25 protein-coding genes are annotated in these 24,146 nt (G+C 68.6%); 4 read left to right on the top strand and 21 right to left on the bottom strand.

Annotated features, from left to right (window positions below; genetic code table 11):
- Positions 1-10: 10 nt before the first annotated feature.
- The 20 genes from atpD to argS all read right to left on the bottom strand — a co-directional run bounded on the left by atpD (position 11) and on the right by argS (position 19,820).
- Entirely contained in the window at positions 11-1,438 is a 1,428-nt protein-coding gene (gene atpD, locus JFB92_RS10115) for a F0F1 ATP synthase subunit beta (RefSeq protein WP_199037695.1), read from the bottom strand.
- Between the two features lie 2 nt (positions 1,439-1,440).
- Positions 1,441-2,379 carry a F0F1 ATP synthase subunit gamma gene (locus tag JFB92_RS10110; RefSeq protein WP_199037694.1) on the bottom strand — a complete coding sequence of 313 codons (939 nt, stop codon included), beginning with the start codon at positions 2,377-2,379 and terminating at the stop codon, positions 1,441-1,443.
- 2 nt (positions 2,380-2,381) lie between these two features.
- The gene (gene atpA / locus JFB92_RS10105) at positions 2,382-4,016 is read right to left on the bottom strand and encodes a F0F1 ATP synthase subunit alpha (RefSeq protein WP_199037692.1); all 1,635 of its coding nucleotides are present in this window, start codon (positions 4,014-4,016) and stop codon (positions 2,382-2,384) included.
- Positions 4,017-4,053: 37 nt separating this feature from the next.
- The gene (locus tag JFB92_RS10100; RefSeq protein ID WP_199037690.1) at positions 4,054-4,875 is read right to left on the bottom strand and encodes a F0F1 ATP synthase subunit delta; all 822 of its coding nucleotides are present in this window, start codon (positions 4,873-4,875) and stop codon (positions 4,054-4,056) included.
- Complete coding sequence (locus tag JFB92_RS10095; RefSeq protein ID WP_372451616.1) at positions 4,875-5,423, bottom strand: F0F1 ATP synthase subunit B; 549 nt, start codon at positions 5,421-5,423, stop codon at positions 4,875-4,877. The genes JFB92_RS10100 and JFB92_RS10095 overlap by 1 nt, the downstream gene beginning before the upstream one ends.
- 18 nt (positions 5,424-5,441) lie before the next feature.
- Complete coding sequence (locus JFB92_RS10090) at positions 5,442-5,651, bottom strand: ATP synthase subunit C-like protein (RefSeq protein WP_199037686.1); 210 nt, start codon at positions 5,649-5,651, stop codon at positions 5,442-5,444.
- 111 nt (positions 5,652-5,762) lie between these two features.
- Positions 5,763-6,572, bottom strand: coding sequence for a F0F1 ATP synthase subunit A (gene atpB / locus JFB92_RS10085; protein ID WP_199037684.1), 810 nt, complete (start codon positions 6,570-6,572; stop codon positions 5,763-5,765).
- A 31-nt stretch (positions 6,573-6,603) separates the two neighbouring features.
- Positions 6,604-6,825 carry an AtpZ/AtpI family protein gene (locus tag JFB92_RS10080; protein ID WP_199037682.1) on the bottom strand — a complete coding sequence of 74 codons (222 nt, stop codon included), beginning with the start codon at positions 6,823-6,825 and terminating at the stop codon, positions 6,604-6,606.
- A 111-nt stretch (positions 6,826-6,936) separates the two neighbouring features.
- Entirely contained in the window at positions 6,937-7,338 is a 402-nt protein-coding gene (locus JFB92_RS10075) for a Cg1360 family ATP-synthase-associated protein (protein WP_199037679.1), read from the bottom strand.
- Complete coding sequence (locus tag JFB92_RS10070) at positions 7,338-7,886, bottom strand: arsenate reductase/protein-tyrosine-phosphatase family protein (RefSeq protein ID WP_199037677.1); 549 nt, start codon at positions 7,884-7,886, stop codon at positions 7,338-7,340. The genes JFB92_RS10075 and JFB92_RS10070 overlap by 1 nt, the downstream gene beginning before the upstream one ends.
- On the bottom strand, positions 7,883-8,596 hold the full coding sequence (locus tag JFB92_RS10065) for an L-threonylcarbamoyladenylate synthase (protein ID WP_199037675.1): 714 nt from the start codon (positions 8,594-8,596) through the stop codon (positions 7,883-7,885). Before JFB92_RS10065 ends, JFB92_RS10070 begins: the two co-directional genes overlap by 4 nt.
- Entirely contained in the window at positions 8,593-9,435 is an 843-nt protein-coding gene (gene prmC, locus JFB92_RS10060; RefSeq protein ID WP_199037673.1) for a peptide chain release factor N(5)-glutamine methyltransferase, read from the bottom strand. The genes JFB92_RS10065 and prmC overlap by 4 nt, the downstream gene beginning before the upstream one ends.
- A gap of 27 nt (positions 9,436-9,462) precedes the next feature.
- A complete protein-coding gene (gene prfA, locus JFB92_RS10055) occupies positions 9,463-10,548 on the bottom strand; it encodes a peptide chain release factor 1 (RefSeq protein WP_199037671.1) in 1,086 nt (361 codons plus the stop codon).
- 90 nt (positions 10,549-10,638) lie between these two features.
- Positions 10,639-10,869, bottom strand: coding sequence for a 50S ribosomal protein L31 (rpmE, locus tag JFB92_RS10050; RefSeq protein ID WP_199037669.1), 231 nt, complete (start codon positions 10,867-10,869; stop codon positions 10,639-10,641).
- A 204-nt stretch (positions 10,870-11,073) separates the two neighbouring features.
- Positions 11,074-12,906, bottom strand: a complete 1,833-nt coding sequence (gene rho, locus JFB92_RS10045) for a transcription termination factor Rho (protein WP_269847882.1) — start codon at positions 12,904-12,906, stop codon at positions 11,074-11,076.
- 470 nt (positions 12,907-13,376) lie between these two features.
- A complete protein-coding gene (thrB, locus tag JFB92_RS10040) occupies positions 13,377-14,375 on the bottom strand; it encodes a homoserine kinase (protein ID WP_199037667.1) in 999 nt (332 codons plus the stop codon).
- Positions 14,372-15,427, bottom strand: a complete 1,056-nt coding sequence (gene thrC, locus JFB92_RS10035) for a threonine synthase (protein WP_199037809.1) — start codon at positions 15,425-15,427, stop codon at positions 14,372-14,374. The genes thrB and thrC overlap by 4 nt, the downstream gene beginning before the upstream one ends.
- A gap of 30 nt (positions 15,428-15,457) precedes the next feature.
- A complete protein-coding gene (locus tag JFB92_RS10030; protein WP_199037665.1) occupies positions 15,458-16,735 on the bottom strand; it encodes a homoserine dehydrogenase in 1,278 nt (425 codons plus the stop codon).
- A 38-nt stretch (positions 16,736-16,773) separates the two neighbouring features.
- On the bottom strand, positions 16,774-18,171 hold the full coding sequence (gene lysA / locus JFB92_RS10025) for a diaminopimelate decarboxylase (RefSeq protein WP_199037663.1): 1,398 nt from the start codon (positions 18,169-18,171) through the stop codon (positions 16,774-16,776).
- On the bottom strand, positions 18,171-19,820 hold the full coding sequence (gene argS, locus JFB92_RS10020; protein ID WP_199037661.1) for an arginine--tRNA ligase: 1,650 nt from the start codon (positions 19,818-19,820) through the stop codon (positions 18,171-18,173). Before argS ends, lysA begins: the two co-directional genes overlap by 1 nt.
- A 203-nt stretch (positions 19,821-20,023) precedes the next feature.
- Here argS and JFB92_RS10015 point away from each other — a divergent pair, with 203 nt between their 5' ends.
- From JFB92_RS10015 to JFB92_RS10000, 4 genes are read left to right on the top strand one after another with little or no spacing between them, the layout of a single operon-like run.
- Positions 20,024-20,788, top strand: a complete 765-nt coding sequence (locus JFB92_RS10015) for a thioredoxin-like domain-containing protein (protein WP_233162848.1) — start codon at positions 20,024-20,026, stop codon at positions 20,786-20,788.
- A gap of 5 nt (positions 20,789-20,793) precedes the next feature.
- Positions 20,794-21,411: a DUF305 domain-containing protein gene (locus tag JFB92_RS10010; protein WP_199037659.1), complete on the top strand. Its 618-nt coding sequence runs from the start codon at positions 20,794-20,796 to the stop codon at positions 21,409-21,411.
- A 3-nt stretch (positions 21,412-21,414) separates the two neighbouring features.
- Positions 21,415-21,978: a hypothetical protein gene (locus JFB92_RS10005; protein WP_199037657.1), complete on the top strand. Its 564-nt coding sequence runs from the start codon at positions 21,415-21,417 to the stop codon at positions 21,976-21,978.
- 53 nt (positions 21,979-22,031) lie between these two features.
- Positions 22,032-22,619 carry an AAA family ATPase gene (locus JFB92_RS10000; RefSeq protein WP_199037655.1) on the top strand — a complete coding sequence of 196 codons (588 nt, stop codon included), beginning with the start codon at positions 22,032-22,034 and terminating at the stop codon, positions 22,617-22,619.
- Between the two features lie 98 nt (positions 22,620-22,717).
- Here JFB92_RS10000 and JFB92_RS09995 read toward each other — a convergent pair whose 3' ends face one another.
- A complete protein-coding gene (locus tag JFB92_RS09995; RefSeq protein ID WP_199037653.1) occupies positions 22,718-22,936 on the bottom strand; it encodes a hypothetical protein in 219 nt (72 codons plus the stop codon).
- Positions 22,937-24,146 lie beyond the last annotated feature (1,210 nt).

Raw genomic sequence — 24,146 nt, 5'->3', positions numbered from 1 at the left:
CAGTGGCGTACTATGCCTGCTTGCGGAGCTTCTCCTCGTTGCGGTGGAGGTCTTCGAGGCCACCGCACATGAAGAACGCCTGCTCGGGGAAGTGGTCGTACTCACCCTCGGCGATCTTCTTGAAGGCCTCGACGGTCTCCTTGACCGGCACGAAGGAACCGTCCACGCCGGTGAACTGCTTCGCCGCGTACGTGTTCTGCGACAGGAAGCGCTCGATGCGGCGGGCCCGGCCCACGACCAGCTTGTCCTCTTCCGACAGCTCGTCCATGCCGAGGATCGCGATGATGTCCTGCAGCTCGTTGTACTTCTGCAGGATCTCCTTGACCTGGCTGGCCACGGCGTAGTGCTCGGAGCCGACGACCTCGGGCTCGAGGATGCGGGAGTTCGACGCCAGCGGGTCGACCGCCGGGTAGATGCCCTTGTCCGAGATCTTCCGCTCGAGGTTCGTGGTCGCGTCCAGGTGGGTGAACGCGGTGAACGGCGCCGGGTCGGTGTAGTCGTCCGCGGGGACGTACACCGCCTGCATCGAGGTGATGGCCTTGCCGCGCAGCGAGGTGATGCGCTCCTGCAGCTCGCCCATCTCGTCGGCCAGGGTCGGCTGGTAGCCCACCGCCGAGGGCATGCGGCCCAGCAGGGCCGAGACCTCGGAGCCGGCCTGGGTGAACCGGAAGATGTTGTCGATGAACAGCAGCACTTCCTCGTTCTTGACGTCGCGGAAGTACTCGGCCATCGTCAGCGCCGACAGGGCCACGCGCAGACGCACGCCCGGCGGCTCGTCCATCTGGCCGTAGACCAGCGAGGTCTTCTCGAGCACGCCGGACTCGTCCATCTCGAGGATGAGGTCGTTGCCCTCGCGGGTGCGCTCGCCGACGCCGGCGAACACCGAGGACCCGCCGAAGTTCTCGGCGACGCGGATGATCATCTCCTGGATGAGCACCGTCTTGCCCACGCCCGCGCCGCCGAACAGGCCGATCTTGCCGCCCTTGACGTAGGGGGCGATGAGGTCGATGACCTTGATGCCGGTCTCCAGCATCTCGGTCTTCGGCTCCAGCTCGGCGAAGGCGGGTGCGTGACGGTGGATCTCCCAGTGGTCGTCGGCCTGGATCTCCTCACCCTCGGCGAGGTTCAGGCACTCGCCGATGGCGTTGAAGACCTTGCCCTTGATCCCGTCGCCGACCGGCACCGTGATCTGGCTGCCGGTGTCGCTCACTTCGGCGCCCCGGACCAGGCCGTCGGTGGGCGCCATGCAGATCGCGCGGACCAGGTTGTCGCCCAGGTGCTGGGCCACCTCCATGGTCAGCGTGCTGGCCGCCTCGCCCTCGCCGATCGTCGCGTGCAGCGCGTGGTAGATCTCGGGGATGGCGTTGCGCGGGAATTCGACGTCGACGACCGGCCCGATGACCCGTACGACGCGTCCCACTCCATCAGTGTCAGTCATCGTTACTCTCTTCCTGCGGCGGAAAGGGCACTGGCCCCGCCCACGATTTCGCTGATCTCCTGGGTGATCGCCGCCTGCCGCGCCGCGTTCGCGCTCCGCCGCAGGGTCTTGATCAATTCTTCGGCGTTGTCCGTGGCCGCCTTCATGGCTCGGCGCTTGGCCGCCAACTCGCTCGCCGCGGCGTCGATGAGAGCCGCGTAGATGCGGGTCGTCAGATACTTCGGCAGCAGCGCGTCGAGCAGTGCCTCCGGGTTCGGCTCGAAGTCGTAGTCGGGCAGGAGCACGTTCTCGTCGAGCTCGTGCTCCTCGACCTCCTCGACCTCCAGGGGTGCGAGCTGGCGCGGCTCGGGAGACTGCGTCAGCAGCGAGACGAACCTGGTGTGGACGATGTGCAGTTCATCCACTCCGAGGATACCGTCCTCGCCCGGATCGTCACCCTCGTCGTCCGCGCCGGCCATGAACGCGGTCAGCAGCGTGCGGGTGATCTCCTGGGCGTCCGAGACCGAAGGCTTCTGCGAGAAGCCCGTCCAGGACGCCTCGATCGGGCGGCCGCGGAACCGGTAGTACTCCACACCCTTGCGGCCGGCCACGTACAGCACCGGCCGCTTGCCCTCCTCGCTCAGGCGCGTGATCAACTGCTCGGCGGTCTTGACCGCGTTGGCGTTGTACGCCCCGCACATGCCCTTGTCGGCGGTGACCACCAGGACTCCGGCCCGCCGCACGTTCTCGCGCGGCTGCAGCAGCGGATGGTTGATCGAGGCGTTCGACGCCAGCGAGGTCATCACCGAGGTCATGGACCGGGCGTACGGCAGCGAAGCCGCCACCCGGTCCTGCGCCTTGGAGATGCGGCTGGTCGCCACCAGCTCCTGCGCCTTGGTGATCTTCTTGATGGACTGGGTCGACCTCAGCCGCTTCCGCAACGTACGAAGCTGCGCTGACATGGCTAACCCCTCTTGACGCGCTTGACGGTCTCGACGTCGACGTCGCCCTCGAGGGCGTCCTCGGGCTCATCGCTGACATGCAGGTCGTCGGCCGAGGCCTTGAACATCTGCTTGAACTTGGCGATGGCGCTCTTGAGGGTGTCCTCGAGGTCGCCCTCGACCTTCTTCGATCCCTCGTTGAAGGTCGCGATGACGTCGGCGTGGTTGGACCGCATGTAGGTGAGGAACTCGCTCTCGAAGCGGCGCAGCTCACCGACCGGGATGTCGTCGACCTGGCCGGAGACGCCGGACCAGATCGAGATGGTCTCCTCGCCCATCGGGAGCGGCTCGGCCACACCCTGCTTGAGCAGTTCGACCAGGCGCAGACCCCGCTCGAGCTGGGCCTTGGAGGCCGCGTCCAGGTCCGAGGCGAAGGCCGCGAAGGCCTCCAGCTCGCGGAACTGGGCGAGGTCCAGACGCAGCGATCCGGCGACCGAGCGCATGCCCTTCGGCTGGGCGGCGCCGCCGACTCGGGAGACGGAGGTTCCGACGTTGATCGCCGGGCGCACACCCGAGTTGAACAGGCCCTCTTCGAGGAAGACCTGGCCGTCGGTGATCGAGATGACGTTGGTCGGGATGAACTGCGAGATGTCGCCGGCCTTGGTCTCGATGATCGGCAGTCCGGTCATCGAACCGCCGCCCATCTCGTCGGATAGCTTCGCGCAGCGCTCCAGCAGGCGGGAGTGCAGGTAGAACACGTCGCCGGGGAAGGCCTCGCGGCCCGGGGGGCGGCGCAGCAGCAGCGACACGGTCCGGTATGCCTCGGCCTGCTTCGACAGGTCGTCGAAGACGATCAGGACGTGCTTGCCCTGGTACATCCAGTGCTGGCCGATGGCCGAACCGGTGTAGGGGGCCAGGTACTTCAGGCCCGCCGGCTCGTCGGCGTTGGCCGTGACGATGGTGGTGTACTCCATCGCGCCGTGGGCCTCGAGCATCGCCTTGACGCCGGCGACGGTCGTGCCCTTCTGGCCGATGGCGACGTAGATGCAGCGGAGCTGCTTCTTCGGGTCGCCGGACTCCCAGTTGGCGCGCTGGTTGATGATCGTGTCGATCGCGACCTGGGTCTTGCCGGTCTTGCGGTCGCCGATGATGAGCTGGCGCTGCCCCCGGCCGATCGCGGTCATCGAGTCGATGGCCTTGATGCCGGTCTCGACCGGCTCCGTGACCGGCTGGCGGCTCATGACGTTGGGGGCTTGGAGCTCGAGCTCGCGGGTGCCCTCGGTCTCGATCTCACCCAGGTCGTCGATGGGGTTGCCCAGCGCGTCGACGACGCGGCCGAGGTAGCCCTCGCCGACCGGCACGGAAAGGACCTTACCGGTGCGCTTGACCGTCTGGCCCTCGGCGACCTTGACCGGGTCGCCCATGAGGACGACGCCGATCTCGCGGACGTCGAGGTTCAGGGCCAGGCCCATCACGCCGCCCTCGAATTCGAGCAGCTCGTTGGCCATGGCCGAGGGGAGGCCCTCGACGATGGCGATGCCGTCGCCGGCGCTGGTGACGGTACCGACCTCTTCGCGCGTGACGTCCGGCCGGTACGACGAGACGTAGTCGTCGAGAGCACTACGAATCTCGTCGGAGGAGATGGTCAATTCAGCCATCTGAACGTTTCCCTTTCTTCTGGTTACCGGCTGGAACTCAGCGTCCGGCCAAGGCTTGGCGGGCCTCATCGAGGCGACGGGACACGGTCCCGTCCCAAAGGTCCGAGCCGACCTGGACCCGGATGCCGCCGACGATCGCGGGATCGACGGTGGCCTTGACCCCGACGGGTCGGCCGTAGACGAGGCTGAGCTTGGCGGCGAGCTTGCGCTCACCGGACTCGTCCAGCGGCGTGGCCACTGTCACATACGCCACGGCCTCGTCTCGGGCCGCGGCGGCGGCCTCGACGAGGTGGGCCAGCGAGCCGTGGAAGCTGCGCCCGCCGATGCCGTGGCACGCCGCGGCGGCCAGCTTGACCGCCACCGGCTCCGCCTTGCCGTCGAGCAGGCGGACGACCAGCTGGGCCCGGCCCTTCGGGTCGGTCCCGGCCGCATCCAATACTGACGACAATTCGGCGTCACCGTCAACCAGGCGCCCGAAGCGGAACAGCTGGTCTTCGATGCCGGCGAGGGTTCCCTCCTTGGAGCCGACGCCGAGCAGCGCCTCGACGGCGAGCTGCTCGCAGCCGTCGACGAGGGCGGAAGGACTGCCCCAGCGGCCTCGCACCAGCGCGGCCACGACATCGCTCGCGGCCGCGCCGACCTGATCGGCGAGCAGTCGCCGGATCAGGCCCTCCCGGTCGTCCGCCTCGCGGGCGGGGTCGGACAGGGCGCGACGCAGCCGAGGCTGGTCGACGAGGAACCTGGTCACCTCCAGCAGCTGGTCGCCACACTCGGTGAGCTGCTCGGCCGTGGCCCCGGAGGCGAAGGCCTCCAGGGTGGCCCGGCCGGCCTCGATGCTTTCGCGTCCAGTCGTCGACATCAGCGCGCTCCGCTCGCTTCGCCGGCCGTGTCGTCGCTCATCTCTGTCAGGAACTGGTCGACGGTGCGCTCGATGTCGGCGTCGTCGGCCAGTCGCTGGGAGATGATCTTTCCAGCCAGGTCGACGGCCAGGTTGCCGACCTCTCCGCGCAGCTCGCGGACGAGCTGCTGGCGGGAGGCTTCGACATTGGCGTGCCCGGCGGCGATGATGCGGTTGGCCTCCTCGCGGGCGCTCACCAGGATCTCCTCCTTGGCGGCGACCGCGTCGGCGCGGGCCTCGTCACGGATCGCCGCGGCCTCTTCCTGGGCCGTGGCGAGCTTGCGGCGGTACTCCTCGAGCGTCTGGTTGGCCTCTTCCTGGGCCCTCTCAGCTCGCTCGATTCCCCCTTCGATCGCGTCTACTCGTGCCTCGAACGTCTTCTCCATGCGGGGGAAGACGAACTTCATGAGCACGAAGCACAGCAGACCGAAGGCGATCGCCCCGATGACGATCTCTTGCCAGACCGGGATGAGGATCCCGGCCCCTCCTTCGGCGGCGGTAATCATGATCGCTCCGTTTGGTTCCGGCTATACGGGCAAGACGAAGGCGAGGACCAGGCCGAACAGGGCCAGAACCTCGACCAGCGCGAAGCCCATGAACAGCATCGGGCGGGTGATGCCGGCCGACTCGGGCTGGCGGGCCGTGGCGGTGATCCACGCGGCGAAGATGAGGGCAACACCGATGCCCGGGCCGATCGCAGCGAGGCCGTAACCGACGACGTTGAGAGTGCCTTCCATGGCGTCTTTCTCCTAGGTGTCAGCGTGGCGTGTCCGTCACGCGCACGATTTTGTTCAATTCGAAATCTAAATGCGGGGGCTGGTCATCCGCTCTCGGCGGATTGAGCGGGATCAGTGCTCGTCCGCGAGGGATCCCTGGATGTAGAGGGTCGTCAGCAGGGTGAAGACGTAGGCCTGCAGCAGGATGACGATGAGCTCGAAGAAGGTCATCGCGATGGCGAACGCCCAGGAGACGACCGAGACGCTCTGGATCAGGAAGTTGTCCGAGTTGAGCAGGACGAAGCCGCCTAGGCTGAAGACCAGCAGGATCAGGTGGCCGGCGAACATGTTCGCGAACAGTCGCAGGGCCAGGGTGACCGGGCGCAGGATGAGGTTCTGCAGGAACTCGATCGGGACCAGCAGGGGAAGGATGAACCCGGGCGCGCCCGGCGGCACGCAGGTCATCTTGAGGTAGCCGACGAAGCCGTGCTTCCTGACGCCCACCCAGTTGTAGATGAGCCAGGTGATGATGCCCAGCGTGGCCGGGAAGGCGATGTGGGAGTTCGGGGAGATCTGGACGGCCGGCACGATGGCCCAGAAGTTCATCAGGACGATGAACAGGAACAGCGTCGTCAGATAGGGGGCGAAGCGCACTCCCTCGCGCTTGCCGAGCACCTCGATGGAGACGGTGTTGCGGATGAAGCTGTAGGCCGACTCGGCCAGCCACTGCCGCTTGGTGGGGACGATCTGCGGCTTGCGGTTGGCCCACAGGAAGAACACGATAAGGATCGCGACCGTCAGCCACACCGCGAAGGTGATGGTGGTGAACATGTCGGCGAAGGCCGTGTCGCTCAGGCCCGCGAACCAGTCCCGGAAGTTGAAGCTGTCCGTACCGGGCGGGAAGTGCAGATCTTCGGCCAGCACATTGGCTGAGTCGGTCACCGAGTCACGCCTCTCAGTCAGTGTCGGTCAATTAGTTCGACATCTGCTTGATCAGCAGGTACATACCTGCTGCAGCACCGACAAGCATCCCTACCAGGAGCCCGACTTTGGGCAGTCCGAGCCACAGGTCGACGAGATAGCCGACACCACCCCAGAAGATGATGCCGGACAAGAGATATCCCAAAGCACGGTAGCCCGCATCTGAACCGTTGGACTCGGACTTGTGGTCATCGGGGGAATTCCTGTCGGCCATGTCGGGATGAACTCTAACAGGAAGTGCGCCGTAAGCGCCCGCCGGGCTCGCGCAGGTGAGCAGCGTCGGTGAGGGTTTGTCAACCTCAATGAAACATGTCGCGCGAGGCGTTCAGGCGCCGTTTTCGAGTTCGATATAGGGGATTTTAGCCCGATACAACCAGATTGCTTGAGTGGCGAGCCACGCGATCGCGCCGCCGATGACTCCGAAACCCATCGGCAGCAGCGCGTCCCAGGGACTCGCCTCGACGATTCCGAGCACGATCGCGAACAGCATGAGCTTGAACACGTACGTGACCAAGGCCACCGGGAGAGTGAGACGTATATCAATCTTTTCCGCTCCGGCGATCGCCCACACCGAACCGGTGAAACCGAGAGCGGCGAGCGCGACGCCCGCCGGAGCTCCGGTCGCGCCGTCCACACCGCCGAGCAGAGCACCGGCGACCGCCGCCACGACGACCGCCGCTCCGGCGACGGCGAAGCAGGGCCTCAGGAACCCGCGAGCGGCCCGCATCAGCTCTCCTCCAGCGCCTCAGCGACCGGTTCGAGGGCCTCGACGAGCTGGTCGGCGATCTCGGCGTAGACGCCCCGGTCCATTCCCCACGGGTCGGACAGGTCGGGCGCCAGGTACTCGCCGCGCAGCTTCGCGGCCTTCTCCACCAGGGCCCGGCCCCGCGCGGCCGCGTCGCCGTCACCGAGCTCGGAGGCTATGCTGGCGGCGATCCGGCCGAACTGGCGCACCAGGAAGGTCCTGTCGCGGGCGTCGGGGAAGCGGTCGGCGATGTACTCGAGGTGGCCGCCGGTGGCGACCAGGATCAGGTCGGAGGACTCGACGTGGGCGCGCTCGATCTGGCGGGCGCGGTGCCCGTCGGCGTCGAAGCCGCGATCGGCCAGCTCCAGGCGCGAATTGGTCTGCATGTCCTCGCCCTGGTGCCAGTTCCCGGTGCCCGCGCCGTGGTTGAACACCTCGTCTCCGGTGAGCCCGTCGAGGATCCGCTCGGACATCGGAGAGCGGCAGATGTTGCCGGTGCACACGTGGAGGACGCTGAACGGCCCGCTCATCCGCCCTCGCCTCCGAACTCCTCTTCGTCGGCGACCTCGGCGTGGGGCTCCTCGTCGGGTCCGTAGCCGTCGGCGTCGAGGACGCCGGGGACGACCTTGCGGATCTGCTCGACCGTCAGCGCCCCTTCGCGCAGGACCTGCGGAGGCTCGGCGGTGCAGTCGACGATCGTGGAGGGGACGTTCATCTCGCTGGGCCCGGCCTCGAGGTAGACCGAGACTTCGGAGCCGAGCTGGGCCTTGGCGTCGGCGGCGGTCGCGGCCGGGGGCTGGCCGTGCTTGTTGGCCGAGGACACGGCCATCGGGCCGGTCTCCTTGAGCAGTTCGAGCGCCAGCGGATGCAGCGGCATGCGCACCGCGACCGTGCCGTCAGTGTCGCCGAGGTCCCAGGTCAGGGTCGGGTTGTAGGGGACGACGACGGTCAGCGGCCCGGGCCAGAACGCGTCGATGAGCTCCTTGGCCTCGCCGGAGATGTCGGAGGCGATGCCGTCGAGAGCGCGCTTGGAGCCGATGAGCACCGGTGGCGCCATGTCGCGCCCCCGGCCCTTGGCCGCCAGCAGTGCGCGTACGGCCTTGTGGTCGAACGCGTCGCAGCCGATCCCGTAGACGGTGTCGGTGGGGATCACCACGAGCTTGCCGCTGTTGACCGACCTGCCGGCCGACTTGAGCCCGGTGGCACGGTCCTTGATCTTCCTGCAGTTGAACAGCCTCACGGCGTCAAGCCTAGCCTTCCGGTGGAATAGCGCGGTCGGCCCGCCAGGTCCCTGTGGTCGGTCGCATCGGTGAAACCGGCGACGCGCAGGAGGTCGGGGGCGGCCCGGCTGTGGGAGTCGTCGTGTTCGAAGCCGAACCAGCCGCCGGGCTTGAGCCAGCGGGCGGCGCGGGAGGTGAGGGGCTGGATGACGCCCAGTCCGGCCCCGGAGGCGTAGACCGCTCGGGAGGGGTCGAACTTGACTTCAGGCGTCACTTCCATCTCCATGGGCACGTACGGGGGGTTGGCCACGACCAGGTCGACCGTCCCGTCGAGCTCGGCGAGGGTCTCGTCGGCCACGGCGTCGGCCAGGACCGGGTGCGCGCCGGTGCCCTGGAGGTTCGATTCCATCCACTCGAAGGCGTCCGGTGAGATCTCGACGGCCCACACGTCCGCGTCGGGCCGCTCGGTGGCCAGTGCGTGGGCGATCGCGCCGGAGCCGGAGCAGGCGTCGATCACCAGCCCGCCCTGCGGCAGGTGCTCCAGGGCCCAGTCGACCAGCAGTTCGGTCTCGGGGCGGGGCACGAACACGCCGGGTCCGACGGCGATCTCGCCGTAGCGGAACGGGGCGGAGCCGGTCAGGTGCTGGAGCGGGACTCGTTCGCGGCGGCGCTCGACGAGGGCGTCGAACTCCGCGGCCTGGTCGGGCGTGGGAGCGTCGGCGGCCAGGAGCCGGCTGCGCTCGAGCCCGGAGATGTGGGCGGCGAGCAGTTCGGCGTCGACGCGCGGGGAGGCCACGCCGGCGTCGGCGAGGCGGCGCGCGGCGATCTCGACCAGCCGCGGCCAGTCACCGATGCTCATGGGCCCACCCTTGGTCCGTTCGCCGGCTCACGACTGCCCTCCGGCCATACGCTCGGCGCGGTCGGCCGCGGCGAGGGCGTCCAGCAGTTCCTCGAGCTCGCCGTTCATGACGTGGTCGAGGTTGTAGGCGGTGTATCCGATGCGGTGGTCGGTGATCCGATTCTGCGGGAAGTTGTAGGTGCGGATCCGCTCGGAGCGGTCGGCGGTGCGCACCTGGGAGCGGCGGGCCGCTCCGGCGGCGGCCTCGGCCTCCTCCTGCTGCTTGGCCAGGAGCCTGGCGCGCAGGACGCGGAGGGCCGCCTCCTTGTTCTGGAGCTGGCTCTTCTCATTCTGCGAGGTGACGACGATGCCGGTGGGCTCGTGGGTGAGCCGCACGGCCGAGTCGGTGGTGTTGACCGACTGCCCGCCGGGGCCCGAGGAGCGGTAGACGTCCACGCGGACCTCGTGCATGTTGAGTTCGACGTCGACCTCTTCGGCCTCGGGCATGACCACCACGGCCGCGGCCGAGGTGTGGACGCGGCCCTGGGACTCGGTGACCGGGACGCGCTGGACCCGGTGGACGCCGCCCTCGAACTTCATGCGGGACCACACGCCGTTGCCGCCCTCGGGCGTGCCCTTGGTGCGCACGGCGATCGAGGAGTCCTTGATCCCACCCAGGTCGGTGGGGACCATCTCGAGGGTCTCCACGGTCCAGCCGTGGTGCTCGAAGTAGCGCTGGTACATGCGCATGAGGTCACCGGCGAACAGCCCGGACTCCTCGCCGCCGGCCCCGGCCTTGATCTCGATGATCACGTCCTTGGAGTCGTCGGGGTCGCGCGGGATCAGCAGCTCGGCGAGCTTCGACTCCAGTTCGGGGATGACCTTGCGGAGCCGCTCGACCTCCTCGCCGAAGTCGGGGTCCTCGCTCGCCAGCTCCTCGGCGGTCTCGAGGTCCTCCTTGGCGGAGGCGATCTCGGCGGCCGTCTTGGCGACCGGGGTCAGCTCGGCGTAGCGGCGGCCGACGCGCTTGGCCTGCACCTGGTCGGCGTGCAGTGCGGGGTCGCCCATCTGGGCCTCGAGATCGGCGTACTCGGCCAGCAGGGACGCCAGTCGGTTGTCGGCGGCGGTGGTCATGGTGCGGTGCTCCCTTTGGGGCAGGACGGCTGAGGCGGATACGAAAAGGTGCAGCGCCCGTGCCGAAGACACGGACGCTGCACCGCCAAGCTACTGGTTCGCCTCGGCCTTCCCCTGGGCCTTGGCGTAGCGGGCCTTGAACTTGGCCACGCGTCCGCCGGTGTCGAGGATGCGCTGCTTGCCCGTGTAGAACGGGTGGCACTTGTTGCAGGTCGCGGCCTGGATCTTGCCGCTGGTCTCCGTCGAGCGGGTGGTGAAGCTGTTCCCGCAGGAGCAGGTCACCTCCGTGACGACGTACTCAGGGTGGATACCCTGCTTCATCTGTTTCCCTTTCTTTCGGTCGCCGGGTCGGCCGGGCCGATCACTCGCGAGCCTCGCGAGTTCGGACGGGCCGTGAACCGGTACCGCATCGGGCCCCGAAGGGTTCGGAACCGTTGGACTATCTCCGTGCGCGACCTGCGCACCAGCATTCGATGATAAGCCGTGAGGCCGCTCTCAGAAAGCGCGGCCTCGCCGGCGGCCGGGCTACTCGCCTCCGGGAGCGGTCTGCTTCACGATCGACATCAGGAACTCGGCGTTGGTCTGCGTCTTCTTCAGCCGGTCCAGCAGGACCTCGATCGCCTGCTGCGACTCCAGGCCCGCCAGGACCCGGCGGAGCTTGAGCATCACCGCCTGCTCCTCGGAGCTCATCATGAGCTCGTCCTTGCGGGTGCTCGACTGGTGGACGTCGATGGCCGGCCAGGTGCGCTTCTCGGCGATCTTCCGGTCCAGCTTGAGCTCGGCGTTGCCGGTGCCCTTGAACTCCTCGAAGATGACCGTGTCGCCCATGGAGCCGGTCTCGACCAGCGCGGTGGCGATGATCGTCAGCGAGCCGCCGTGCTCGATGTTCCGGGCCGCGCCCAGGAAGCGCTTGGGCGGGTACAGCGCGGTCGAGTCGATGCCGCCGGACAGGATGCGACCCGAGGCGGGCGAGGCGTTGTTGTACGCCCGGCCCAGGCGGGTGATCGAGTCGAGCAGCACGACCACGTCGTGGCCCAGCTCGACCAGGCGCTTGGCCCGCTCGATGGCCAGCTCGGCGACCGTGGTGTGGTCCGACGGCGGGCGGTCGAAGGTCGAGGCGATGACCTCGCCCTTGACCGAGCGCTGCATGTCGGTGACCTCTTCGGGCCGCTCGTCGGCCAGGACCACCATCAGGTGGCACTCCGGGTTGTTGGTGGTGATCGCGTTGGCGATCGCCTGGAGCACCATCGTCTTGCCGGCCTTGGGCGGGGAGACGATCAGGGCCCGCTGGCCCTTGCCGATCGGCGCCACCAGGTCGACGACGCGGGTGGTCAGCTTGTTCGGCTCGGTCTCCAGGCGCAGTCGCTCCTGCGGGTAGAGCGGAGTGAGCTTGTAGAACTCGTCCCTGCTCTTGGCGTCGTCGGGGCTCATGCCGTTGACGGTGTCGAGGCGCACCAGCGGGTTGTACTTCTCGCGGCGCTTGCCGCCGCCACCGCCGCCGTTGCCTTCCTCGCCGCGGCCGGGCTTGACGGCGCCGGTGATGGCGTCGCCGCGGCGCAGCCGGTACTTGCGCACCTGCGACATCGACACGTAGACGTCGTCCGGGCCGGCCAGGTAGCCGGTGGTGCGGATGAACGCGTAGTTGTCGAGGATGTCGAGGATGCCGGCGACCGGGACGAGCGATTCGTCGTTCTGGTTGCCGCTGCGCTCGACGTCGTCGCCGCGGTTGTTGCTGCGGCGCCGGTCGGAGCGGTCGCGACGCTTGCGGCGGCGGCCGTTGCCCTCGCCCTGCTGGTCGCGCTGCTGGTCACGGGGCTGCTCGCGCTGCTGGTCCCGTTGCTGGTCCCGCTGGTCGCCGCGCTTCTCTGCGGGCTTGTCGGTCTCGCCGCTCTCGGTCTCGACCTGCTCGGCGCGGCCCTCGCCGCGCACGCGGCGACGGCGGACCGGAGCGGGCTCTTCGGAGCCGTTCGACTTGTCGTCCCGGGCCTCGGGGCCCTTGGCGTCCTCGGAACCGGTGTCCTTGGCCTGGTCGCGGTCGTCGCTGCGACGACGCGGCTGCGGCGGTCCCGCCGGGCGGGTGGCGCGGCGAGTCGCGGAGACGCTCTCGCTCGCGGCGCTATCGGCCGGTTCGGGCGCGGGCGCCTCTTGGACGACCGCTTCGGTCTCGGTGTTCGATGATTGTTCGGAGTCAGGCACTGGCGGGGCCTCCTGTTCTGCGCTGGCACCGCCGGTCCCCGGGCCGCCTCCCTGCTTTTCCTGGATGGCCGCAATGAGTTCGCTCTTGCGCATCCGGCCAACGCCGGTGATGCCGAGCGATTGCGCCATCTGTTGGAGCTCGGGCATCAGCAGAGATGCCAAACCGGTTCCTGCCCGGCGACGCTTCTTGGTCTCCGGGAGAGTGCCCGGAGCCGACGCCGCACTGTTCCGGTCCGACGTCGTGCCGGTGGTGTCGCTCAATGGATTCCTTCCCTGGCGGTGAACTTCGTTCGAAGGATCTTCGAGGAGTTCCCGCTTCTTTCAAATAGCCGCAATGCCGATGTTCTGGTTTGCGTCCCGCCATCGCTTCGCCCACCGCGCGTCGATCCACTGATGCGGTGGTTGTGGTGCAACAGCTGGTGCGTGGGTTCACCCCGGTTGCGATCCAAGCCGGATACAGAGCCCCCGGTGCTACACAGGAACTTCACGAGCGCGAAGTCGGAACTGTGCCATGTCACGCTAGAGCTATGCAAAGTCACAAATCCACGATTGAGGGTGAAATAAACCCATACAGAGATCAGGCGTGCGCTGGATGCGCCGCAGCTGTTGTGACTACAAGCATAATCAAGGCTTCAAGCAGTCACGACACCGGGTGGTCGTCTTACCGGGAATGGTAGCGCATGATTCCCACACCTACCAACGGACCCGCGGATCACTCGCAAACCGGTCTCGGCCTCGCACGCGAGCCATAAGTCCGCGCTGGTAGCGGTGATTGCGGCCCCCGAGACGACCTCGAGACGCATGGCAGAGAAGCCTTCGGATTCGACCGGAGCGGTCTCACCGTCGACGCAAAGCGCTATTACGGTGGGCCCGGCTCCCGATACGGCCGCCGCGATGCCGGCGGTGCGCAATCGGTCCAACAAGCGGGTGCTCTCCGGCATTCCCGCCGCCCGCTGGGATTGGTGGAGCCGGTCCTCGGTCGCGTCGAACAGCCGGGACGGCTTGCGGGTGATGGCCTCGACCAGGAGCGCGGCCCGCGAGAGGTTGAAGACCGCGTCGGCATGGGGGACGGCGTCGGGCAGCGCGGCCCTCGCCTCGGCGGTCAGCCCCTTGGCAGAGGGCACGAACACCCACGGGTGCAGGCGCGGCGAGGGCTCCACGGAGACCGCCTTCGCGCCGTCCTCTGTGGTGTAGGCGATGGTGAAGCCGCCCAGCAGGCACGGGGCCACATTGTCCGGATGGCCCTCGATCTCGCTGGCCAGCTTCAGCTTCCGGGCGCGGGTGAGCCCGCCTCCCGCCAGCTCGTCGGCCAGCATGATTCCGGCCACAATGGCGGCCGAGGACGAGCCGAGGCCGCGTGCATGGGGAATCCGGTTGCGGCACTTCAGGCGCAGCCCCGGCGCCGCGACGCCGAGGGCCTCGAAGGTGCGCAGCATGGACGAGGCGACCAGGTGGCGCTCGTCGGCGGCGACGGTGCCGGCGCCTTCGCCGGTCACCTCGACCCGCACGCCGAACTCGACGGTCTCGGCGGTGACCTCGTCGAAAAGGCCGAGCGCGAGCCCGAGGGAGTCGAAGCCGGGGCCGAGATTGGCCGAGGTCGCGGGGACGGCGACGGTCGCGGACCTGCTCATAGGCCGAGCGCGGTCGCGGTCTGGACGACGTCGACCGGGACCGTCTGGGGCTGCGGGGCGGTGGAGACGGCCCAGTCGGGGTCCTTGAGCCCGTTGCCGGTCACCGTGCAGACCACCGTCTGCCCTCTCTCGAGCCAGCCGGACTCGGCCTGCTTGAGCAGCCCGGCCACGGACGCGGCGCTGGCGAGCTCCACGAACACGCCCTCGCTCCGGGCCAGGAGCATGTAGGCGGAGTGGATCTCGCGGTCGGTGGCGGCGATGATCTTCCCGCCGGACTCCTTCTCGGCGTCGAGCGCCTTGGTCCAGGAGGCGGGGTTGCCGATGCGGATGGCGGTGGCGATGGTCTGCGGGTGCTCCACGACGTGCCCGTTGACGATCGGGGCCGACCCGGCGGCCTGGACGCCGAGCATCCGGGGCCGCTTGGTGGCCGTCCCTTCGCCTGCGTCCTCGTTGTAGCCCATCCAGTAGGCGGTGATGTTCCCGGCGTTGCCGACCGGGAGGCAGTGGATGTCGGGGGCGTCGCCGAGGACGGAGACGACCTCGAAGGCGGCGGTCTTCTGGCCGAGGATGCGGTTGACGTTCAGGTGGTTGACCAGGGTGACCGGGTAGTCCTGGGAGAGCTTGTCGGCTATGGCTAGGCAGTCGTCGAAGTTGCCGTCGAGCTGGAGGAGCTTCGCGCCGTGGACGAGGGCCTGGGCGAGCTTGCCGAGGGCGATCTTCCCGGCCGGGACGAGCACGGCGCAGGTGATCCCGGCGCGGGCGGCGTAGGCCGCGGCCGAGGCCGAGGTGTTGCCGGTGGAGGCGCAGATGACGGCCTTGGAGCCCGCCTCGACGGCCTTGGAGACGGCCAGGGTCATGCCGCGGTCCTTGAAGGAGCCGGTCGGGTTGAGCCCTTCGACCTTCAGGTAGACGTCGCAGCCGGTCTTCTCGGACAGGACGGGAGCGGGAAGCAGCGGCGTGCCGCCTTCCTGGAGGGTCACCACCGGGGTGGCGTCGGTGACCGGGAGTCGGTCTCTGAACTCTTCGATCAGTCCGCGCCATCCCGGGCGCATGGTGGGCATGCCAGATTCGGACATTATGTCCTATTCTCCTTCGACGCGCATGACGCTGGTGACATTGAAGACCGAGGCCAACTTCGAGAGTTCCTCTACGGTGTCCGCCAACTGCTGGTCGGCGGCGCTGTGGGTGACGACTACGAGCTGGGCTTCGTCGCCCCGCCCGGACTGATGGACTGTAGCGAGGCTGACCCCGTTGTGGGCGAATGTGGCCGCCACGCGGGCGAGCACGCCGGGCTCGTCATCGACGTCGAGACTGACGTGGTAGCGGGTGCGGGCCTCGCCGATGGGTTTCACCGGTAGGTCCGAGTAGGCGGCCTCGGGCCGGAACGCCGTCATGCCGCCGCGCTTGTTGCGCGCCACGGCCACGATATCGCCGAGCACGGCCGAGGCCGATTCCGTGCCTCCGGCACCGGCGCCGTAGAACATGAGCCGCCCGGCCGCTTCGGCCTCGACGAAGACGGCGTTGTAGGCGCCGTGGACGTTGGCCAGCGGATGGGTCGCCGGGATCATCGCCGGGTGGACGCGCACCGAGACGCCGTCCTCTTCGCGGGTGGCGATGCACAGGGACTTCACCACGCGGCCTTCGGTGGCGGCCGAGGCGATGTCGGCCTGGCTGACCTGCGTGATGCCCTCCCGGTGGACCTCGCCGAGGTCGACGTGAGTGTGGAAGGCCAGCGAAGCGATCAGCGCGGCCTTGGCCGCTGCGTCGTAGCCGTCGATGTCGGCGGTCGGGTCGGCCTCGGCGTAGCCCAGCTCGGTGGCCTCGGCCAAGGCCTCCCCGAAGCTGGCGCCTGTCTGGGACATCTGGCTGAGGATGTAGTTCGTAGTCCCGTTGACGATGCCGAGCACCTGGTTGATGGTGTCGCCGTGCAGCGATTCGCGCAGCGGGCGCATCAGCGGGATTGCCGCCGCGGCGGCGGCCTCGTAGTACAGGTCCGCGCCGCCGGCCTTGGCCGCTGCCGCGAGCGCGGGCATGTCCTCGGCCAACAGGGCCTTGTTGCCGGTGACCACGGACTTGCCCTCGCCGAGGGCGGTGAGGATCCAGCTGCGGGCCGGTTCGATGCCGCCGGCGACCTCCACGACGATGTCGACGTCGTCGCGTTTGATCAGGCCGAACGCGTCGGTGGTGAAGATCGAGGGGTCGACCGGCAGGTGCGAGCGGTCCCTCCCGGCCCGTCTGACGGCGATGCCGGCGATCTCGACCGGCTCCCCTACTCGGGCGGCCAGCTCTTCCCCGCGCGTTCGCATGAGGCGCACGACTTCACTGCCGACGGTGCCGCATCCGAGTAGCGCGAGTTTCATCGCTGGTTACCTTCCGAGTTCAGTGCAGGTGACTGGTGCTATCCGACGTCGAGGCGCAGCAGGTCGTCGACCGTCTCGCGGGCGAGGATCACGCGGGCCTGTCCGCCGCGGACCGCCACGACGGGCGGGCGGGGCACGTGGTTGTAGTTCGAGCCCATGGACCGGCAGTAGGCGCCGGTTCCCGGCACGGCGAGCAGATCGCCCGGAGCGACGTCGGCGGGTAGGAACTCATCTTTAACAACAATGTCGCCCGCTTCGCAATGCTTTCCCACTACTCGGGCCAGAGCCGGGGCCGCCTCGGAGGAGCGCGAGGCGACCGTCGCCGAGTAGGAGGCGTCGTAGAGCGCGGGTCGGATGTTGTCGCTCATGCCGCCGTCGACCGAGACGTACAGGCGCGAGGCGCCCGCCGACAGCTTCACGGGCTTGACCGTGCCGACCTCGTAGAGGGTGAACACGGCCGGGCCGATCAGGGTGCGGCCGGGCTCGATCGACAGGCGCGGGGCGCCGATCCCGGCCGCGGCGCACTCGGTCTGGACGATCTTGCCCAGGGAGGCGGCGATGTCGACGGGGGGCTGCGGGTCGTCCTGGCTGGTGTAGGGCATGCCGAAGCCGCCGCCGAGGTCGAGGTCGGCCATGGGCTCGTCGATCTCTTCCTGGAGCCTGGCGAACAGTCGCACCAGGCGAGCGGCCGAGACCTCGAAGGCGGAGGTGTCGAAGATCTGGGAGCCGATGTGGGAGTGCAGCCCGGCCAGGTACATGTGCTCGGAGGCGGCCACGCGGCCGGCGGCCTCGTAGGCGTCGCCGTCGGCCAGTGAGAACCCGAACTTCTGGTCCTCGTGGGCGGTGGCGATGTACTCGTGCGTGTGGGCCTCGACGCCGACGTTGACGCGGACCATCACGTGCGGCCGGATGCCGAGTTCGGCGCCGATCGAGGCGATGCGCTCGATCTCGGTGTAGGAGTCGGCGACGATGCGGCCGACGCGCAGCTCGATGGCCTGGCGCAGCTCGGCCGGGGACTTGTTGTTGCCGTGGTAGCCGAGGCGGTAGGGCTCGATCCCGGCGGCCAGGGCCACGGCCAGCTCCCCGGCGGTGCAAACGTCGACGTTCAGGCCCTCCTCGACGGCGGCGCGGAGCACCGCCTTGGAGCAGAATGCCTTGGCGGCGTAGAACACGTCGGCGCCGTCGAACGCCTCGGCCCAGGCGCGGCAGCGGGCGCGGAAGTCGTCCTCGTCGAGGACGTAGGCGGGGGTGCCGAACTCCTCGGCCAGGTCGGCGACCGACAGGCCGCCGAGGCGGACCACGCCGTCGTCGGAGCGGGCGACGTTGTTGGCCCACAGCCGCGGGAGCAGGGCGTTGACGTCGTCGGGCACGCCCAGCCAGCCGGGGCGCAGGGAGGCGAAGTCGCCGTGCATGGCACCGGCTTCGTGAATGTGCATTACATCCGCTCCGGGGCCGCGACGCCGAGCATGCCGAGCGCGTTGGCGAGGACGACGCGGGTGGCCTCGACCAGCCACAGGCGGGCCCGGCCGGTGTCGGTCATCTCCTCGCCGGGGTAGGGCAGGACGCGGCAATCGTTGTAGAAGCGGTGGTAGGACGCGGCCAGGTCCTCGGCGTAGCGGGCGACGCGGTGCGGTTCGCGCAGCTCGGCGGCGGCGGCGACGGTCGCCGGGAACTCGGCGAGTGCCTTGAGCAGGTCGCCTTCCCTCGGGTGCGACAGGAGCGCGGCGTCGTACTGCTCGCCCTTGTCGATGCCCAGTTCGGCGGCGTTGCGCAGGACTCCGGCGATGCGGGCGTGCGCGTACTGCACGTAGTAGACCGGGTTGTCGTTGCCGTGCTTGGTCCACAGGTCGATGTCGAGGTCGATCGGGCTGTCGGCCGAGTAGCGGGTGAGCGCGTAGCGGGTGGCGTCGACGCCGATCGCGTCGACCACGTCGTTGAGCGTGACCACGTTCCCGGCCCGCTTGGACAGACGGATCGGCTCGCCGTCGCGCATCAGGTTCACGAACTGGCCGATGAGGATCTCCAGCGTGCCCGGCTCGTCCCCGTACGCCTGGCTGATCGCCTGCATGCGGCCCACGTAGCCGTGGTGGTCGGCGCCGAGCATGAGCACGAGCTTGTCGAAGCCGCGCTGGCGCTTGTTCAGGTAATAGGCGCAGTCGGAGGCGAAGTAGGTCCAGGCGCCGTCACGCCGTTTGAGCACCCGATCGCGGTCGTCGCCGAACTCGGTCGTGCGCAGCCAGACGGCGTCCTCGGCCTCGTAGACGTGGCCGAGCTGGGAGAGCCGGTCGACGGCGGCGTCGAGCTCGCCGCTGCTGTGCAGGTCCTGCTCGCTGAAGTACACGTCGAAGTGGGTGCCGAAGTCGGTGAGCGTGCCCTTGATCTCCTCGAGCATGAGCCGGAGGCCCTCGGTCCGGAAGATCCCGAACGGGTCCTCGGCGTCGAGCGAGTCCGGGTGCCGCTCGATGACGCGGGCCGCGATCTCGTCGACGTAGGCGCCCACGTAGCCGTTCTCAGGGACCGCCTCGCCCTTGGCGCGGGCGAGCAGGGAGGCGGCGAAGTTGTCGACCTGGGCGCCGGCGTCGTTGACGTAGTACTCGGAGGTGACCTTCGCGCCCGAGGCGCGCATGACGCGGGCGAGGGCGTCGCCGATGGCGGCCCAGCGGGTGCCGCCGGCGTGTATCGGGCCGGTCGGGTTGGCCGAGACGAACTCGAGGTTCACCTCCTGGCCCTCCATCGACTCGTTGTAGCCGTAGGTGGTCCCGGCGGCCACGATCCGCTGGGCGATCTGCCCGGCGGCGGCGGCCTCGACGGTGATGTTGAGGAAGCCCGGCCCGGCGATGTCGACCTTGGCGACGCCTTCGGCCTCGCCGAGGGCGCCGGCGATCTCCTGGGCGAGCGTGCGCGGGTTGGTGCCGGCCTTCTTGGCCACCTGGAGCGCGATCGTGGAGGCGTAGTCCCCGTGCTCGGGGTTCCTGGGTCGCTCCAAGGTCGCCTGCGGGGGCAGGGCGGCTGTGTCGAGGTCGAGGGCCTCGAATGCGGCGCGCGTTGCGGACAGCACTTTCTCTGCGAGCGTCTCAGGAGTCACCCGCCAATCGTAGACGCCGCGCTTTCGCACCTGCGAGTGATAAACGCTGGTGTGGCCCGCCGGGCGGCGTGATCCGGAGCTCTCTGGCCGTAGGCGTCTGAGGGCGACGGGGTATGGTGACGTACGCGAGTGAGATTCACTGGGTCGAACCCGGCAATCCGCCCGTCCATCCCGCACTCGACGAATAAGGCTATCCGCGCGACATGTCATCGAAGAAGAAAAAGCAGCAGCCGAAGGCGTTCAAGGACCGGCAGAACTCGGGCCGCACGACTCGCGCGGTCCAGGTCAAGCAGCCCAAGCCCTGGGGCATGATCATCACCTTCTCCGTCGTCGGCGTGGTCGCCCTCGGGCTGATCGGGGCCGCCGCGTTCGTCGTGTGGGACCGCGGCCAGCCGCCGTCGGGCATCACCAGCTTCTACGAGCCCTACGGGAGCTACCAGGAAGTCCAGACCGCCATCTCCGACGGCGAGGTCACCGAGGAGGACCTGGACAGCCCCTGGGTCGTGGAGCAGAACCACGTCGACGCCGCCGAGGACTGGGACGGCACCATGCCGACCTACGACCTCGACCCCCCGGCCGGCGGGAACCACCTGAGCCAGTGGCAGACGTGCACCGGAATCGTCTACGACGCCCCGGTCGAGAACGGCAACGCCGTCCACTCCCTCGAGCACGGCGCAGTCTGGCTGACCTACGACCCCGAGGCGCTCAGCGAGGACGAGATCGCGTCGCTGAGCGACAAGATCGAGGGCCGCGACTACAGCTTCATGAGCCCCTATCCCGGTCAGAGTTCCGCCGTTTCCCTCCAGGCGTGGGGCACTCAATACCAGACCGACGACCCTTCGGACTCTACGATCGACGAGTACCTGAACTTCGCGATCCAGAACAGCGACAACCTGGCCGAGATGAACGCGACCTGCTCCGGCGGCGTCTCGACCACCACCGCTGACACCGCCCCCACCGGAGGGTAGACCGAATGAACCTGTGGCGCAGGCCGGCCGTGCTGATCGCGGTCGCGGCGGTGCTCATGCTCGCAGGAGGAGTCGCGATCGGCTGGGTGGCCGGTTCGGCCACCCCGGGGGACGACTCCCCCGAGGCCGGGTTCGCTCGCGACATGCAGACCCACCACCAGCAGGCCGTCGAGATGGCCATGTACGAGTGGCAGAACGGCCAGGACGAGGCGATGCGCGCGATCGCCTACGACATCGCCACGGCCCAGAGCGCCGAGATCGGGATGATGCGCTCGTGGCTGGTGCGCTGGGACGTCCAGATGACCACCGGCGACCTGATGGGCTGGGCCGACGAGGACCACGCCGCCGACATCCTCGAGGGCGACGGTCTCATGGCCGGCATGGCGACCCTCGAGGAGATGAACGAGTTCAAGACGCTCACCGGGACCGAGGCGGACATCATGTTCGCGAACATGATGATCGAGCACCACATCGGCGGGATCGAGATGGCCGAGGTCTACCTCGAGCTCGGCGACGACCCGACCGTGGTCGACGCGGCCACGCGGATGGTGCAGGTGCAGCGCACCGAGATCGCGGATATGGAAGAGCACCTTGATCGAATCGAGTCGAGCGTCGAGGAGTAGCGGATGAGCTACGGGTGGGGCCCCAGTTACGGCGATCCTTCGCATCCGACCACGAACGAGCTGCCGCAGGTCGGCAACGGGGTCAAGGGCACCGGCGAATTCGGCACGGTGCAGATCGACCTCCAGGCGGACCCGGACGCGCGGCGGAGTCCGGGACCGGTCGAGCCCGCGGGGCGGCACGGCCGGCCCGATCCGAGCCTGCGGCAGGGCTGGCAGGACGCGACCGGGGAGATCCGCGTCGGCAACGGCCGGCGCGGCTCGGTAGGCCCCGTGTCGGTCCAGGTCGACCGCGCCGCGGCCCCGGACCCGCTCGGCGTCAAGGGCGACACGCAGCTGCTCCCCCGCTTCATGCCGAAACCCGAGCCCGAGCCGGAGGCGCCCGCCGCCGAGCAGGCCGCTCAACCGGACATCACGACCTCCCGCAGCATGCCGGTCCAGCGCCGCCAACTCGGACCGGACTGGACCCAGATGCCGTTGCGCCTCTTGGCCGCGGCGGTGGTGACCATGGCGGTCCTGGGCCTGTCGGCCGCGAGCCTGATCTACATCGCCGAATGGATCAACCCCTAGCACCAGTTTAGAAGCCGCTTGCGGATTCATCTCGGTTCGAAGAGACTGTCGCAGTGACCGATACAGACACCCTTCCCGGCTGCCTGCTCATCACCGGTACACCCGGCGCAGGGAAGACGACCGTGTCCCGGCTCGTCGCCGAGCGCCTGCCCCGCGCCGCCCGCCTCGACGGCGACGTCTTCGCGATGATGCTCGTCAGCGGCTGGGTGAACATGCTCGATGCCGACGGCAACTGGAATCCCGGACCCGAAGGGCAGCGCCAGCTGCAGTTGCGCACGATCAACGTGTGCTCGACGGCCGACAACTTCGCCGAGGCGGGCTATACCCCGGTGGTCGACCACATCATCGAGACTCGCGCCGAGCTCGAGCTCTTCGCCCAGCGCCAGAAGACGCGGCCGCTGATGCTCGTGGTCCTCTGCCCGCCTTTGGAGGTCGCCCGGCATCGGAATGAGACGCGCGACCCCCAGACTCGGGTCGACTACGACTTCGCTCCGCTCGCACAGAATCAGCGGCGCGAGTTGGGCGGCCTCGGCTGGTGGCTCGACTCCGGTGAGCAGCGGCCCGAGGACACCGCCGACCTGATCGTGGCCGAGGCCGCGAAGCGGGCCGTCGTGTCTGAACTGGATCTGGGCCGTGCCTGACGAGCGGGAGAGCCTCCAATTGGCTTTTTGTGCTGCAACGAAACCGAACACTGGAGGCTCCAAGTGTCAGAGGTACCCGCTCACGCAGCGCTCACCGACTAGAAGTGGAAGCGCCTGCGCGAGCGGATCCCGACGCCAGCGGCGACCCGGCAGCCGGTCGCCAGGTCACGGCGAGTGCCGCTCGACGGGATCGCCTGGTGCGTCCGCATCGGATAGCCCTGGCGGTTCGTTCCCGAGCCCGCATTCGAGCCCGGGGAGACGGTGTACTGGCTCTTCCGGACTTGGCAACTGGGGGGCATCTGGCTGATACTGCTCATGACCCTCCTCGGCGCCTCGGACCGCTTGACCGGGGATGTCAGCAAAGTCCCAGTTCCGTTCCCTGCTGGAACCGAATACGAGTACCCCGGCCCAGGCTGGGTCGGCTCCGTACTCGACCTCGCAGGGCCATGGCCGATCGGGCCTGTGACTCCCGCCGGAACCGCGCCTACCTGAGCAGGCACGGCATCCAGGCGGTGATCCCCGAGAAAAAGGATCAGCGGCGGAACGGACAGGCGAAGGGCCCGGCCGGTGGCATGCCCCCAACATCCGACCGCGAAGCCCACGAGGACCGAAACACCGTTGAGCGTTATTTCAACCGGCTCAATCGATTCGGGCTGACGCGACCCGATACGACAATCTCGCCCTCCGGCAAGAGGCCACCGTCCAGGTCGCGATGATCCTCGACAGGAAACCGTGGCTTCTCAAACAGGCGCCAGTGCCGGCCCCTAGCGCCGGCCCTTAACGTAAGCACCAAGCGCCGCCTCCACCGTGGGGGCAATTGGTACTCGATTTTCGAGGGCCCCAAAGGTCCGTACCCAACCCCTCTCGAGCGGATCGGCGTCGACGCCCCAGAGGAACCGACTCCATCACCGGCGAGATGCGACCACGAGGCCGGAAGTGATTCGGGTTCGGTCTTCGGCTGCGGTGTCCGATGGGGTCAGTCTTCAACCGGTCAGCGACAGCGAAGTGTGTGGCGGACGGGGCTTGGTGTGCGGTCTTTCGGTCGAATCGGGTCGAGGCCCAACCGCTCAGCGACGGCCAGCCGTGGGTGGCGGCTCGGGATCGGTAGCCGGAATCTGGCATGACGAGGGGCCCGACTCCGCTCTGGGGGTTCGGGCTGGAGCGCGGTATTGGTTACCCACTCCCTGTCGGTAGGGCAGGGTGGCTAAGGCAAGAGCCCGGGTGCAATCGGGCGGCGACAACGAGGTGCGCGGGGGCTGGGGTTGGTGTGTCGGGGCCGGGCGCGACAGGGGGCCCGACCTCCGGTGGGGTTCGGGCTGGAGTCTCTGGTGTGCGGTCCCCCGCTGCGGGTACCTCCCGCAGCGGGCGTCCTAAGAAGGGCGGTGGTCCCGGATCGCTGGTGGTGCAAGCGGGTTCGAGTGGCGACGCGGATTCATCTTCAAGGCCGGGCGCCGGTCCGGTCCCTTCGGCGGTGAATCTGGCTCGCGCTTGGGCTCGGGCGGCGCGTGCGGCGGCCCAGGCGGCCTC

The sequence above is a fragment of the Glycomyces salinus genome, from assembly GCF_016428645.1.
Lineage (GTDB): Bacteria > Actinomycetota > Actinomycetes > Mycobacteriales > Micromonosporaceae > Glycomyces > Glycomyces salinus.
Note: the sequence above shows the minus strand (reverse complement) of the source record. Positions and strands in the feature narration are given on the sequence as shown.

What these genes read in the sequence shown, in the direction of transcription:
- atpD (WP_199037695.1), bottom strand. Translation starts at nt 1,438, where the DNA reads ATGACTGACACTGATGGAGTGGGACGCGTCGTACGGGTCATCGGGCCG.
- JFB92_RS10110 (WP_199037694.1), bottom strand. Translation starts at nt 2,379, where the DNA reads ATGTCAGCGCAGCTTCGTACGTTGCGGAAGCGGCTGAGGTCGACCCAG.
- atpA (WP_199037692.1), bottom strand. Translation starts at nt 4,016, where the DNA reads ATGGCTGAATTGACCATCTCCTCCGACGAGATTCGTAGTGCTCTCGAC.
- JFB92_RS10100 (WP_199037690.1), bottom strand. Translation starts at nt 4,875, where the DNA reads ATGTCGACGACTGGACGCGAAAGCATCGAGGCCGGCCGGGCCACCCTG.
- JFB92_RS10090 (WP_199037686.1), bottom strand. Translation starts at nt 5,651, where the DNA reads ATGGAAGGCACTCTCAACGTCGTCGGTTACGGCCTCGCTGCGATCGGC.
- JFB92_RS10080 (WP_199037682.1), bottom strand. Translation starts at nt 6,825, where the DNA reads ATGGCCGACAGGAATTCCCCCGATGACCACAAGTCCGAGTCCAACGGT.
- JFB92_RS10075 (WP_199037679.1), bottom strand. Translation starts at nt 7,338, where the DNA reads ATGCGGGCCGCTCGCGGGTTCCTGAGGCCCTGCTTCGCCGTCGCCGGA.
- JFB92_RS10070 (WP_199037677.1), bottom strand. Translation starts at nt 7,886, where the DNA reads ATGAGCGGGCCGTTCAGCGTCCTCCACGTGTGCACCGGCAACATCTGC.
- prmC (WP_199037673.1), bottom strand. Translation starts at nt 9,435, where the DNA reads ATGAGCATCGGTGACTGGCCGCGGCTGGTCGAGATCGCCGCGCGCCGC.
- prfA (WP_199037671.1), bottom strand. Translation starts at nt 10,548, where the DNA reads ATGACCACCGCCGCCGACAACCGACTGGCGTCCCTGCTGGCCGAGTAC.
- rpmE (WP_199037669.1), bottom strand. Translation starts at nt 10,869, where the DNA reads ATGAAGCAGGGTATCCACCCTGAGTACGTCGTCACGGAGGTGACCTGC.
- thrB (WP_199037667.1), bottom strand. Translation starts at nt 14,375, where the DNA reads ATGAGCAGGTCCGCGACCGTCGCCGTCCCCGCGACCTCGGCCAATCTC.
- thrC (WP_199037809.1), bottom strand. Translation starts at nt 15,427, where the DNA reads ATGCGCCCGGGATGGCGCGGACTGATCGAAGAGTTCAGAGACCGACTC.
- JFB92_RS10030 (WP_199037665.1), bottom strand. Translation starts at nt 16,735, where the DNA reads ATGAAACTCGCGCTACTCGGATGCGGCACCGTCGGCAGTGAAGTCGTG.
- lysA (WP_199037663.1), bottom strand. Translation starts at nt 18,171, where the DNA reads ATGCACATTCACGAAGCCGGTGCCATGCACGGCGACTTCGCCTCCCTG.
- JFB92_RS10015 (WP_233162848.1), top strand. Translation starts at nt 20,024, where the DNA reads ATGTCATCGAAGAAGAAAAAGCAGCAGCCGAAGGCGTTCAAGGACCGG.
- JFB92_RS10010 (WP_199037659.1), top strand. Translation starts at nt 20,794, where the DNA reads ATGAACCTGTGGCGCAGGCCGGCCGTGCTGATCGCGGTCGCGGCGGTG.
- JFB92_RS10005 (WP_199037657.1), top strand. Translation starts at nt 21,415, where the DNA reads ATGAGCTACGGGTGGGGCCCCAGTTACGGCGATCCTTCGCATCCGACC.
- JFB92_RS09995 (WP_199037653.1), bottom strand. Translation starts at nt 22,936, where the DNA reads ATGAGCAGTATCAGCCAGATGCCCCCCAGTTGCCAAGTCCGGAAGAGC.